The 12,605-nt window shown below is 57.3% G+C and carries 12 protein-coding genes and 1 pseudogene; 8 read left to right on the forward strand and 5 right to left on the reverse strand.

What is annotated here, in order from left to right; all coding sequences use genetic code 11:
• Positions 1–12 precede the first annotated feature (12 nt).
• From pdeM to infC, 3 genes are all read left to right on the forward strand, one after another.
• On the forward strand, positions 13–750 hold the full coding sequence (gene pdeM / locus AC0V60_RS09305; RefSeq protein ID WP_486179475.1) for a ligase-associated DNA damage response endonuclease PdeM: 738 nt from the start codon (positions 13–15) through the stop codon (positions 748–750).
• Positions 750–1,223, forward strand: coding sequence for a hypothetical protein (locus tag AC0V60_RS09310; protein WP_486178195.1), 474 nt, complete (start codon positions 750–752; stop codon positions 1,221–1,223). The genes pdeM and AC0V60_RS09310 overlap by 1 nt, the downstream gene beginning before the upstream one ends.
• Positions 1,224–1,385: 162 nt before the next feature.
• A complete protein-coding gene (infC, locus tag AC0V60_RS09315; RefSeq protein WP_486178196.1) occupies positions 1,386–1,904 on the forward strand; it encodes a translation initiation factor IF-3 in 519 nt (172 codons plus the stop codon).
• 252 nt (positions 1,905–2,156) lie between these two features.
• Here the strand turns inward: infC and AC0V60_RS09320 are convergent, their stop codons facing one another.
• Complete coding sequence (locus AC0V60_RS09320; RefSeq protein WP_486178197.1) at positions 2,157–2,762, reverse strand: GNAT family N-acetyltransferase; 606 nt, start codon at positions 2,760–2,762, stop codon at positions 2,157–2,159.
• A 204-nt stretch (positions 2,763–2,966) separates the two neighbouring features.
• Here AC0V60_RS09320 and AC0V60_RS09325 point away from each other — a divergent pair, with 204 nt between their 5' ends.
• From AC0V60_RS09325 to AC0V60_RS09340, 4 genes are all read left to right on the forward strand, one after another.
• The gene (locus tag AC0V60_RS09325) at positions 2,967–4,346 is read left to right on the forward strand and encodes an SLC13 family permease (RefSeq protein ID WP_486178198.1); all 1,380 of its coding nucleotides are present in this window, start codon (positions 2,967–2,969) and stop codon (positions 4,344–4,346) included.
• Positions 4,347–4,618: 272 nt separating this feature from the next.
• Positions 4,619–5,950 (forward strand): cystathionine gamma-synthase family protein, encoded by a 1,332-nt coding sequence (locus tag AC0V60_RS09330; RefSeq protein ID WP_486178199.1) that lies wholly within the window; start codon positions 4,619–4,621, stop codon positions 5,948–5,950.
• A gap of 51 nt (positions 5,951–6,001) precedes the next feature.
• Positions 6,002–6,802 (forward strand): SDR family NAD(P)-dependent oxidoreductase, encoded by an 801-nt coding sequence (locus tag AC0V60_RS09335; protein ID WP_486178200.1) that lies wholly within the window; start codon positions 6,002–6,004, stop codon positions 6,800–6,802.
• Between the two features lie 189 nt (positions 6,803–6,991).
• The gene (locus AC0V60_RS09340) at positions 6,992–9,001 is read left to right on the forward strand and encodes a DUF1963 domain-containing protein (protein ID WP_486178201.1); all 2,010 of its coding nucleotides are present in this window, start codon (positions 6,992–6,994) and stop codon (positions 8,999–9,001) included.
• Here AC0V60_RS09340 and AC0V60_RS09345 read toward each other — a convergent pair.
• A complete protein-coding gene (locus tag AC0V60_RS09345; RefSeq protein WP_486178202.1) occupies positions 8,998–9,528 on the reverse strand; it encodes an NADPH-dependent FMN reductase in 531 nt (176 codons plus the stop codon). The two genes, AC0V60_RS09340 and AC0V60_RS09345, sit on opposite strands and share 4 nt — an antisense overlap.
• Positions 9,529–9,534: 6 nt before the next feature.
• Entirely contained in the window at positions 9,535–10,071 is a 537-nt protein-coding gene (locus tag AC0V60_RS09350; protein ID WP_486178203.1) for a J domain-containing protein, read from the reverse strand.
• A 195-nt stretch (positions 10,072–10,266) separates the two neighbouring features.
• Here AC0V60_RS09350 and AC0V60_RS09355 point away from each other — a divergent pair, with 195 nt between their 5' ends.
• Positions 10,267–10,425 (forward strand): hypothetical protein, encoded by a 159-nt coding sequence (locus AC0V60_RS09355; RefSeq protein ID WP_486178204.1) that lies wholly within the window; start codon positions 10,267–10,269, stop codon positions 10,423–10,425.
• Positions 10,426–10,480: 55 nt separating this feature from the next.
• Here the strand turns inward: AC0V60_RS09355 and pal are convergent, their stop codons facing one another.
• Positions 10,481–11,008 (reverse strand): peptidoglycan-associated lipoprotein Pal, encoded by a 528-nt coding sequence (gene pal / locus AC0V60_RS09360; protein ID WP_486178205.1) that lies wholly within the window; start codon positions 11,006–11,008, stop codon positions 10,481–10,483.
• A 103-nt stretch (positions 11,009–11,111) separates the two neighbouring features.
• A pseudogene (tolB, locus tag AC0V60_RS09365) lies at positions 11,112–12,601 on the reverse strand (Tol-Pal system beta propeller repeat protein TolB).
• Between the last annotated feature and the right edge of the window lie 4 nt (positions 12,602–12,605).

Genomic DNA, 12,605 nt, shown 5'->3' on the forward strand with positions numbered 1-12,605 from the left:
TCACAAGAGCGCATGGTTCCTGTTTCGTTCCGATCCGATTCTGACCTCAGCGCTTTGGGCGCTACGCTCGAATTTGCGGGTGAGGAGATGGTGCTGACCAAATCACACGCGCTTTACTGGCCGCGTGAAAGAGCGCTGCTTGTGGCTGATCTCCATCTTGAGAAGGGCAGCTGGTACGCGCAGACCGGGCAAATGCTCCCGCCCTATGACAGCCGCGAGACGCTGGAGCGATTGGCCGATACGCTAAAGGCAACCGGTGCGCGCCGGGTGATAACCTTGGGCGATAACTTCCATGATGATGCAGGCACGGGGCGCTTGGACGCGTATGCAAGCGGGATGCTCGAAGGCCTTATCCGCGCGCACGATTGGGTTTGGATCACGGGAAATCACGACGAAGACATGCACAGAACATTCGGCGCTGAGAGCTGTAGCGAACTTGAGCTTTCAGGCGTGATCCTTCGCCATGAAGCCAAGCATGGCGAGACGCGGCCTGAGCTTTCGGGCCACTACCACCCCAAAATGCGCATTCGGGTCAGGAACCGGTACATCGCGCGTGCCTGCGCTGTGGTGAGCCGGTCAAAGATAAGCGGAGACCGCATGATCGCGCCGGCCTTTGGAGCCTACACCGGCGGTATGGATGCAGGTGCACCGGAGATATTGAAAGCGCTGAGCCCGGCACGCGCAATTGATGCAATCTTGCCTGCTAAGGGCAAATTGGTCACATTCCCGCTTTATCGCGAGGCTGCTTGATGGAATTTGCGCCGCTGCGATACGGTTGGAATGCCATCACCATTTGGCACTTCGTGGTCTTGGCTGCCTTTATGGCTCCCACCATTTGGGGTTATTTGTCCGGTTCCACTGCGGATTCCTCGGTCACTTCCGGTTTCAGCGGAGTGGTTTTCTTCGCATTTATGATCTGCTGGATGTATTTTCTCGTGGCCCCGGTTCTAGGACAAATCTTTGGCGATAAGTTCACCTTTTCAGCGGCTTGGCCAAGCTCCCTTTTGCTTGGAGTTGCAATGGCTGCCGCATTCGTCAGCTTGGTTTTGTCGAGAGGTGAGAAGTCTATCACTGGGGATGATATTGGATTGGGCCTTTTCGCCTTTGTGACTTTTTCGGCTTTCTTGGGCCTCGTTTTGAACCTTGTCCTTTGGCTTATGCCTCGAATGGTTGGCTACGGAGTCTTCGACTTCCCCAAGCTTTCTTGGGGTGTCCAGTTGTAAGCCAGCTCCGCCCCGCTAAGGGTAAATTGGTCACATTCCCGCTTTATCGCGAGGCTGCTTGACCTGCACACCTAGTATCTTTGCGATTTCACCCCTATACTCGAAGACTCGAAATATGGCTACAACAGGAGAACCCACATAGCCCGTCCACCTCGGCGTCAGATGGCCCCGCCAACGAAAAGCGGCCCTCGTTATGATCAGTTTATTCAAGTCCCAAAGGTCCGCGTCATTGATGACGAAGGTGAAAACCTGGGGCTAATGTTCACGAATGAAGCGATGGAGCAAGCGAATGACAAGGGATTGAACCTTGTCGAAGTGTCCCCCAATGCGGACCCGCCCGTGTGCAAGTTCCTTGATGTTGGCAAATACCGCTATGAGGCCCAGAAAAAGGCCAACGCTGCGCGTAAGACTCAGAAAACGCAGGACATCAAAGAAGTCAAAATGCGTCCCAACATCGACACGCACGACTACGATGTGAAGATGCGCAACGTGAACAAATTCATCGACAATGGCGACAAGGTCAAAGTCACGCTTCGTTTCCGCGGCCGCGAAATGGCGCACCAGCATTTGGGCATGGACTTGCTTAAAAAGGTGCAGGAAGATGTCGAAGAGACCGCCAAGGTCGAAGCATTCCCGCGCCTTGAGGGCCGCCAAATGCTAATGGTTCTGGCGCCGAAGTGAGCCCAAAATGAGCAAGGGCCTGGCCAAGATTATCGAACACTTTCGGCAGCTTCGCCGAGGTCCTACGCATGATTCTTGGCCGGATCCCTCAGGTCGCTGAACCCCCGGTCGGAATGGGAACCCAAAACGCCGCCCTCGGCGAAAAGGTGACGGCAGCTCAACGGCTGACAGACCTCATGGACCAAAAAATCCAACACTGTCGGGCGGCGCGGCGGCTAAACTGGAATTCAGAGAAGACGGTTAAGTTCCTACTCAAGGAGCCGGGTGGATCATAGTCCAGAACTTTGGGCCACCACCCGGCACCTCCCACTCTTCTAAAATCTCAAATCCCAACCGCGTGTAAATTGCGACGTTTCCGGGCGTTGCGGTCTCTAGCAGCACGCCTGTGCCCTGCTGCGCCGCCCGCGCGATGCCTGCGCGCACAATCGCCCCGCCCCAACCCTTGCCTTGGGCCTCTGGCGCAACGCCGACATAGCGCAGGTACGAATACGGCTGCGGGCTCGGGTGGCGTTTGTACATTTCCTCCGCGACTGAGAGGCCGCGCGGTAGGTCTGAGCGGAAGCCCGCCAACATCCTCAGGTTGTCATAAAGGCCAGCAAACACCCCATCGCTCACCTTGCCCGGAGGATACCACAGGCTCGCTGCGCCCCCATCAGGGGACGCCAATATCTCACCGTGGCGGCGCGATTGCTCGGCCATTACTTTGAAAAACCCGGGAAGCATCGCGCGGCGTCTTTCCTCGGCAGGCACGATCCAGCTGAGCGCGGGGTCATTGTGAAAGGCGGCGGCAAGCGTACTCACTGGCGGTCCAAGGCGCGCGCTGCTTGGCAAGAGCTCTATAGGTCGATCATCACGCATGGGCTGTGCCTAAACCGTTTTGAGCGCCCGCGCCAATCCATCCACAAGTGCGGGCGGTCCGGCCTTGCGCTTGGCCGCCAAGCTGGCACTTTTGCGAATATTGGCAAAGACAGGACACAAGGCTGTGATGACCGCACAAAGAATTGGCCTGTTTCTTGGGCCCCTCGGATTTGCGCTGACGGCTTTTCCCCCGCACCCGGCGGTATGGAGCCGCAAGCTTGGCTGGTCGCAGGGCTGGTCGCGTGGATGGCCGCATGGTGGATGACCGAGGCGGTGCCGCTGCCTGTGACCGCGCTGCTGCCCTTTGTCTGCTTGCCATTATGCGGGGTGATGACGGCGCGCGAGACGGCGAGCGCTTACTATGCCCCCATTTTGTTCCTGCTGCTGGGCGGCGCATTCATTGCGCTGGCCATTGAGCGGACAGGGCTGCACCGCAGGCTAAGCCTTGCTATCCTGAAAACGATTGGTTCGGGAGGCGGTCAGGTGCGCTTGCTGTTCGCCTTTATGATCAGCGCAGCGATCCTTTCCGGGCTCATCTCCAACACATCCACCACGCTCATCATGATGCCAATGGCGCTTGCCGTGCTGGCAGGCGGCGCTTCTTTACAGACCGCGGGTGGACACGCGGACGGCCACGCGGAAACGAGCGGCATATATGGCGCGCTACCAATGGGGATTGCGTTTGGGGCGACGATCGGCGGACTTGGCACAATTGTTGGCTCGCCCACCAATGGGATCGCGGTGCAGCTGCTTGATGATATGATCGGGCTCCAGATTGGCTTTGCCGAATGGATGACCTTTGGTCTGCCCATCGTGCTGCTCGGAGTGCCGCTCGCGTGCCTGATCGTCGCGCACGTGCAGAAGGTAGCGGCCCACCCCTTCGACGTCGCGGCGGCGCGTGCAGCGATTGATGATCATTCTGCGTGGAGCCCTGCTGAAAGGCGGCTGGTGCCCATCATCGCGGTCACATTTGTGCTTTGGATGACGCGGCGCTGGGTCGCACCATACCTTCCAGAAGGCAGCTGGACCGATGGTACGATTGCGGTGATCGCGGCGCTCGCGCTGTTCCTTTTGCCCGATGGCTCGAAAGCAAATGGCAAGAGCCGGCCCCTTCTCAGCTGGCGCGAGGCCGACCGTGCGCCTTGGGGCGTGATTCTGATGTTCGGAGGCGGGCTCGCGCTCGCTTCCGGCATGCAGGCCAGCGGGCTTGCAGACTGGCTGGGAAAATCGCTTCTGCCGCTCGAAACGCTCCCCTTGGTGATCGTGGCATTGGCGGTGGTGGCGATGGTCGTTCTTGTCACTGAGTTTGCCAGCAATGTGGCCACCGCCAGCGCGATCATTCCGGTTGTGGCGAGCCTTGCGGCGGGGCTTGGTCTTGGTGAGGCAGCGATTTTGATCGCAATGCCAGCAGCGCTCGCGGCAAGCTGGGGCTTTATCCTGCCCGCTGGCACAGGCCCCAATGCGATTGCCTGGAGCACCGGGCGGCTGCGGATTGAAAAGCTTGTGCGCGCTGGACTTGTGCTTGATATCGTGGGGATATTTATGATCGTTGGGATCGTATGGGGCATCGCCGCTCTGGTCTGACTTTTGCGCCTAAAGGGCAATGTGTTTAAGTCATTTGCCAGAGGGCGAGCCCTCATGCAGAAAATCTGTAGCTCGTACGTGCCCGCGGCCCGCTCAGAGATGATACGGAGGAATCCGGTTGCACATGAAACCGGATCGAAATATACCAATACTTGCACATGGCGGATGGGGAGAGGCGCTTCTGCGGAGGTTAGAAGCGGGCGCTCCAATCGCCTTCACAATGTGAGGTCCCTGCCTTCCTAGGGATGATATGCAGGAAGGAAATCAGCCCCGTGACTGATCCAATAGACGCAGCCGGAAACCCCACGCCCAATATCCCGAGCCAGCGCCGCAAGCCAAAGCCTGAACGCACCGAAATTGGCGGACGGCCATTAAAGCCGTCAACTCTGATGATGGGGCATGGGTATGACCCAACCCTCTCAGAAGGCTCATTGAAAGCCCCTATATTCCTCACCTCGACCTTCGCATTTCCAAGCGCGGCGGACGGCAAACGCCATTTCGAAGGTATCACAGGAAAGCGCAAAGGCGGGGCAGATGGTCTTGTCTATTCGCGCTTCAACGGGCCCAATCAGGAAATCCTCGAAGACCGCCTTGCGATTTGGGATGGGGCAGAAGACGCGCTTACCTTCTCAAGCGGAATGACCGCGATTTGCATCTTGATGATGGCTTATGTGAGCCAGGGTGATGTGATCGTCCACTCCGGGCCACTCTATGCAGCCTCGGAAGGGTTTGTTGCAAAGGTTCTGTCAAAGTTCGGCGTCACCTATATCGACTTTCCCGCAGGAGCCAGCCGCGAGGAGCTGGACGACGTCCTGGTTCGCGCGAAACGCCAGGCAAGCGAAAATGGCGGAAAAGTCGCAATGATCTACCTCGAAAGCCCCGGCAATCCGACCAATGCTCTGGTCGATATCGAAGCGGTAAGAGACGCGCGTGATGCCAACCTCAAATGGGATTGCCCCATCGCTATCGACAACACATTCCTTGGGCCGCTGTGGCAGCGTCCGCTCGGCCACGGCGCAGATATTGTTGCCTACTCGCTGACCAAATATGTGGGCGGGCACTCCGATCTGGTCGCAGGGTCTATCGCAGGCGCGAAAAAGTGGATGGATCCGGTACGCGCGCTCCGCAACACAATGGGCGGCATCGTTGATCCCAACACCGCATGGATGCTCCTTCGCAGCCTTGAAACGGTTGAACTGCGCATGGCCCGCGCGGGCGAAAACGCCGCCAAAGTCTGCGCCTTCCTCAAAGATCACCCCAAGGTGACCGGCCTCGGCTATCTCGGCGCAATCGAAGAAGCACGCCAACAGGACATTTACAACCGCCATTGCCTTGGCGCAGGGTCAACCTTCAGCGTGTTCCTTAAAGGCGGCGAGGCAGAATGCTTCCGCTTCCTCGATCATTTGCAGATCGCCAAACTCGCCGTCAGTCTTGGCGGGACAGAAACGCTCGCAAGTCACCCGGCTTCCATGACGCACCTCTCCGTCCCCGAAGAGCGCCGCGCCGCACTTGGCATCACCGACAGTCTTGTGCGGATCAGCATTGGGATCGAAGACCCGGACGATCTGATCGCGGACTTTGAACAGGCTCTGGACTACGTCTGAATTGCAGACTAACCTCTCTTCCAAGGCTCGTTTGGGAGAGAGGAAGTTGAGATGAGCGGCACGCGAAAACCTGTCTGCCTCGTTCTTGGCGCTGGCGCCGGGATCGGCGGCAACACGGCCAAACGCTTTGCCAAGGGCGGCTATCACGCCGTCGTGGCTAGGCGCTCTGATCAGGAGGGTTTGGACAGCCTGGTCTCAGCGATCGAGGCAGACGGCGGCAGCGCCACTGGCGCGCTGATCAATGCGGCTGAAGATGGCACTATCGAAGAACTCGTTGAAAGCATTGAACGCGATATCGGCCCGATTGAGGTGTGCCTGTTCAACTTAGGCGCGCAAATCGGCAATCGGCCATTTTTCGAGACCCCCCATAAGGCTTTCGAACTTGGTTGGCGCATGACCTCGTTCGCGCTTTTCCGTCTGGCCCAGGCAATGCTTCCAGCGATGCTGGAGCGGGGGCGCGGCGCACTGCTTGTGACCTCAGCAACAGCAGCCATGCGCGGCAATGCCGGACAACACAGCCACGCCGCCGCGATTGGCGGCCGGCGCATGCTGTGCCAAACGCTCAACGCCGAATTTGCCCCGCAGGGCATTCATATCAGCCACATCATCGTCGATGGCCCCGTCAATGCCCCCGACACTTTGGGCCGCCTTCTCGGAGACAAATTTGAAGCATACAAAGCGTCAAAGGGTGAAGATGGTGTCCTTGAGCCTGCCGCGCTTGCCGAAACCTATTGGCACCTCGCTCACCAGCATCGCAGCTGTTGGAGTTTCGAGGTCGATGTGCGCCCATGGACAGATGCACCATGGTGGAACGACAATCCTCCGGCAGCGATCAACACCCGCTCAAAATGACAATTCTATTCAGCAGATAACGCCATTTCGGGCGCATAATGCAAAATGTTACCCTTTCAGGCTTCAAGCCATGATCATGTTAACTATGAATTGACCTAGATTTACTAGATGCAGTCAGATTACCAGCCTATTGGCAGGCTCCGGTTTGGCGGAGTCAGTTAACGGGCATGCCTTATTGGGAATGCTGTGATGCGCGTTGATATTCTGATTGCGATGATAAGCTCCGGTCTGATTGCCCCTCTTGCCCTTATGGCTGGTGGGTTCTTGGCTGCGGTTTTCGGAACCATTTTTCTCATTTGGTATCGCCGAAGAAAGGCGAACGCTCGCAAGGTTGCTGAAGAGCCGCGCGCAGATTTCGCGATAGATAAAGCCGAACCGGCCAGACCAGATGCGCAGGCTGTTCCCGCAACGAAAAGCGCAGGCCGCCGGCGTTCACTCGTCGCTGGAGCAGAGCGCGAAGAAGGGACACCTTCGGGCGAAACCGCAAACGTGGCCTCTGAACCTGGCGAGGTTGAGATACAAGAAGCAGAGTTCACCGAGTACGACGCTGACGAAATCGAGAGTATCGAAGATGCCGATCTAGGTCTGGACGCGGACATGGACACGGACACGGACACGGACACGGACACGGACGCGGACACGGACACCGACAACACCCTTGATGAAAGCGAATTCGGCAGTGAAGCGCAGTGGATCGAGGAGAACGGCCAAGACGAACAGGACACAGCATCGCTCACCCCTGATGCGTCTTCAGAAGATGACGAAATCTGCGATGACGAAGCGGCGAGCGTAGCAGCACTTGCAGCATCCGCCGGGGTAGCGGCCGCAGCGGCAGCTGACGCAGACCGGGCGCAGGATGAACCCGTGACACTCGAAAACGAGTTTGCAGACGACCTCCCGGCGCGGTCTGTGCCCCCGGAAGTTTTGGCAGGGCGCAAGCAGCCAATTGTATTTCGTCAGTTCTTACCGCAATCACCGAGCAAGGATGGATTGTCCTTTTACGGCGGGCAACCGATCGGTCCTGCCGGATTTCAATGGCCCCGTGAGCGCGGTGCGGAAGGCGGCGCTCCCATGCAGTTTGTAATGCAGTGGGATTGCACCCAATTGTGCCAAGCTGATCCGACCGGACTGCTTCCCCAAGACGGCGTGCTGTACTGCTTTATCAATTGCAACAAAGATGCCGATGAGGATTTTCTATCCAGCCATTCTTTCATTCACCATACCGGTTCAGTTCAGTCATGGGGCCCTGTGCCTGAACCCGAAGATGCTGGCCCCGCGCTTGGCGCAAATGGCGGATTTGCGCTTAGCGGCTGCACCGATGAGGTTGATAACGCCCAAGACTATGTGCCGCGTCTTCTGCCCCGCTTCCCGTTTGCACCCATGGGTTTGACTTATCCGGATTCTGATGAGGATGATGGTGCTTTCTGGTCGGCCAGCCATGCAGCGCGGGCCTTGCTCGAAATTCAGGAAACCGGTGCTGCGCTCAGTTCAGCGACGCACGATATGGAAGGGGCGCAGACCGATTTGACCCGTCCTTTCCCCTCCTTCCCGCATGATTTCGGCGCGATCCGGGTTCTTGCAAGTCGCATGATTGATGCCTTGCGCGAACCTTATGAAATTCTGCCAGAAACACTCTACCCGGGCCTGTCTCCGAAAGAGCGTGAATTGCAATTTTCCGCCTGGCTTGAGGAAGCTAAGGAGCTTTACATTCTTGGCACGCAGCGCCCTCAAAGCGTGAAGCTTGATCAGCCTATCGCCGATGACATTTGGCAGTGGTTTGAAGATCGCAAAGGTGTCTTGGGATCTGCAGTGTCCGACCTTATCATCGAATCGGTCGATCTTAGCTTAGGCGTAGGAAGTGAGGCATTGAGCAGCGTGCCGGCCAATTGGATTGACCGGGCGATGAACGGTCATGCTCTTGCAACGAAAACCGCGTCCGAGATTGAGGCCAAAGGCGAAGGCCACAATGACCCAATCAGCGCCGAAACCCCTGCGCGTATGTTTGGCCCGGCCACCTATGCTTCGGGTGAGGTGGAAAACCTCGCCAGCGATCACCTTCTGCTGCTTGAACTGCCAAGCGGCGCTGGCCCGCAGCACCACTTTGACGGCAATATCCTGCAATATTGGATCGCGCCTAGCGATCTGGCTGCTGGCAATTTCGACACAGTGAAATCGGTTGTGATTACGCCCGGCGCCTAGGCACTCACAAGATTGGCGATAAGAGAGCGCAGTTTTGCGTCAAGCTCAGCATCTGTCAGCTTTCCAGCATCTGTGTCGAAGTTCGAGTCAAAGCTTGGCACTGACAGGTGGCCGACGACATTGCCGCCAAAGTGAGGGCTTGCATCTGCCGCGAATTTCAGCACGCTTTGCCCGCCTCGTTCGCCAGGAGACGTCGCTAACAAGGCCATAGGTTTGCCATGCCACACTTCGCCTCCCACTCGGCTGCACCAATCAAACAGGTTTTTGAAGGCAGCGGTGTAGGTTCCGTTATGCTCTGCAAAAGAGATGATTAGCGCGTCGGCAGAAGCAATCTTGGCAAGGAAGTCGTGTGCCAATTGCGGAATACCGCTCTCTTCCTCGCGGTCATGCCGGTAGATCGGCATTTCGTAATCGTGGATATCAAGCGTCTCTACCTCGCAGCTCTCTGCGAGGCTGGCGGCATAACGCACCAATTGATGATTGATCGAAACACTGGAATTGCTGGCAGCGAAAGCGAGAATATGCATTTTGAGTTAGTGTCCTTTCCATTCGCGGCGCTCTTCCGCCACACGCAGCACGTCATACGCGACTTGCAGTTTTTGAAATTCTTGGGCTGCTTCATCATCACCCGGCTTTACATCAGGATGCACAAGCTTGGCTTTCGCGCGGTAAGCTTTCTTGACCGCCGCAAAGTCCGCATCTGCCTCCAATTCTAACAGCTCCAGCGCGCGCATTTCATCGGCGCTGCGCGAACCATCGCCCGATCCCATCCAGCCATAGTGGGAAGCCTCAGCATAGCCTTCTGATTGCTGACGCTCTTCCTTGGCGCGTTCGGCCTTCTCCGCTTTGTCGAGGCCCTCAAAATAGTCCCATTTGGAATTGTATTCCGCCGCGTGCTTTTGGCAGAAATACCACTTATCCGGGCTGTTGGGCGCTTTGGGCGCTGGGCAATTGCCCGGCTCTTCGCAGCCATGCCGGTCACACAATCGAACATTCACCGCCTCGCGCGATTCCTCATAGCCGCGCCAGCGCGGGAAACCCCAATCGTTGGAGCGATGCGGCTTAGGCATAATCAGCCGGTGCCAGGGGCAATATGTCGTTTGTCAGGCGCATTATGCACATCATCTAGGGGGAATAGCGCACAAAGGGAAGATATGTGAGTGACCTTAGGAACAAGTTGCCAATTGAAATGTTGCATTGCAATAGTTCGTTCACACATAACGCTTAGAGCTCGGCGCTCTTTGAAGGGATATTGGGCCAGTTTCATGAGCCAGCAATTGCAAATCTCCAGCCTTTTTAGCGCTTTTGCGCTTGTGTGCCTGTGTCTGCTTGCGCGCGCTGGCGGCGATGGTGAGCTGCACTTTGGCGGCACCAGTGGTCCTATTGTGCAAGTGCTCACTCATGCTGAAACGGCCGCCAAATAAAAACGCGCCCGCCCTCGTATGAGAGCGAGCGCGTCAAATTTTCGGTTACACAGACTTAGTTGATGATAACGCTCGCCGCTCGGCGGTTTTGCGCCCATGCAGCGGCGTCTGAGGCAAGCGCAACCGGGCGCTCTTTGCCGTAGCTGAGCGTTTGGATGCGGCTTGGATCAACCCCAAGGCTCACCAGATAATTCTTCGCCGCATTTGCACGTCTCTCACCAAGGGCGAGGTTATATTCGCGTGTGCCACGTTCATCGGTGTGCCCTTCGATTGTGAAGGTGACTTGGCTGTACTGGGCAAAGTACTGAGCCTGGGTCTGAAGTGAGGCGGCATCGGCGGAGTCGATGTTGAAACGGTCGGTGTCAAAATACACGACAGCAGAGCCGCCAACCGCGCGTTCAAAATGCGCCTGTGAACCAACACTTGGGCCCACTGGTCCGGTGTCAGTTGGAGGTGCCGGTGTGGGCGTGGAACTGGTTGGCGCCGGCGGCAGTTCCTCAGGCGCCTTTTTCGAACATGCCCCCAGAGCCAGCGCAGAGGTCATAAGAACAATGGTTGCGGTCTTTTGTGCAGAGAAGGTCATCGATTTACTCTCCGTATTGTACCCGAGCAATCATGCGCAGGCAGGGCAAAGGGGTCAATAGCTAATGCAGCCCCCAGATTTATGAGAGATTTACGCCCATTCATTATGGACGAATGGGTCCCCATGCAGGATCAGAGGCGTCAACCGGTGTTGGCAGCCGCCTTTCATTGCGGCCGGTCAAATCAACCTGCCATAGCGAGGATCGCCCTGAACCGCGCGTCGTCCGGAAGAATTGGATGATGCGGCCATTGGGGGCCCAGGTCGGTGCCTCATCTTGCCACCCTCCGGTAAGCACGCGAAGGCTACCGCCTGACGGCGTCATAACAGCCACATTAAAGTCGCCGGCAATCCGGGTGAAAGCGATTTGGTCTCCGCGCGGGCTCCACTCAGGGTCGCGCAGCGCCCGCCAAAGAAGCTGATCCGGCGTTGGTTCGTCCCGTCTGCGTCCATGACATAGCATTGCTGAGTGCCGGAACGATCGCTTTCAAACACGATCCGGCGACCATCGGGCGAGTATGACCCGCCAATATCAATTCCCGGCGTGTCCGTCAGACGGGTTGCTCGCCCGCCATTTACCGAGATACGGTAGATGTCGGTATTACCTGCAACGGCCATGGAATAGAGGATCGAGGCGCCATCAGGCGACCAGCGCGGCGCAAGCGTGGGATTGCTGTTCTGGGTCACAAGCGTCTGTTTGCCTGTCCCAATATCATAGACATATATGCGCGGGTTCCCATCGACATATGACAGATACATGATCTTTGAATAGTCAGGCGAATAGCGCGGGGTAAGCGCAGTTGCGCTCCCCAATGTCAGGAAGCGGTGGTTTGCGCCGTCTGAATCCATCACGGCAAGACGCTTGACCCGGTTATTCTTTGGACCCGTCTCAGCGATATAAGCGATGCGGCTGTCAAAGAAGGGATCTTCGCCCGTGAGCCGCGCATAGATAAGGTCTGAACATTTGTGAGCCGCGCGCCGCCAGTCAGAAGGACGCACGACATAGCCTTCGCGGATCAACTCTTCCTGAAGCGCCACATCGAACAGATAACACCCCACAACGAGGCTGCCATCGGCCCTTGCTTGAACGTAACCTTGAACCAGCATTTCGCTGTCGCGCCTGATCCATGGCTCCCAGCTTGGCGCTTTGATTTGAGCAAAAGAAGGACGCGGCAAAGCATCTGGGCCGGTGGGCCGAAACAGGCCGTTATTGCGCAAGTTTGCCGTAATCACCCGGGCAAGCTCTAACCCAAGCGCGCGGGTGCCGTTGGCATTGGCCGGGGTCGCCACATCGCGGTCAGCTGCAAAAGCTGCAATGGCAATCTCCAGATCATCTCCATCAAGCGAACCGACAACGGTTTCAGTCCCAACGACTGCGCCGTCATCTGGCACATCATCTGGTGTGGCAGCGGATATATCGGCGGAGACATCAGCGGATATATCGGCGGCTTGGTCATCGTCCAAAAACGACGAGCCAACATTGGTGCTACCGCCATCCTCTGATGCTGGTGCCTCATCTTGTGCGTGCACGCTGGGCGTCCAGGAGAAGACCAACGCGAGTGCGAGGAGTGCGGATAGAGATGGGAGATTTCGCATGTTG

The organism is Erythrobacter sp. S259 (genome assembly GCF_057364965.1).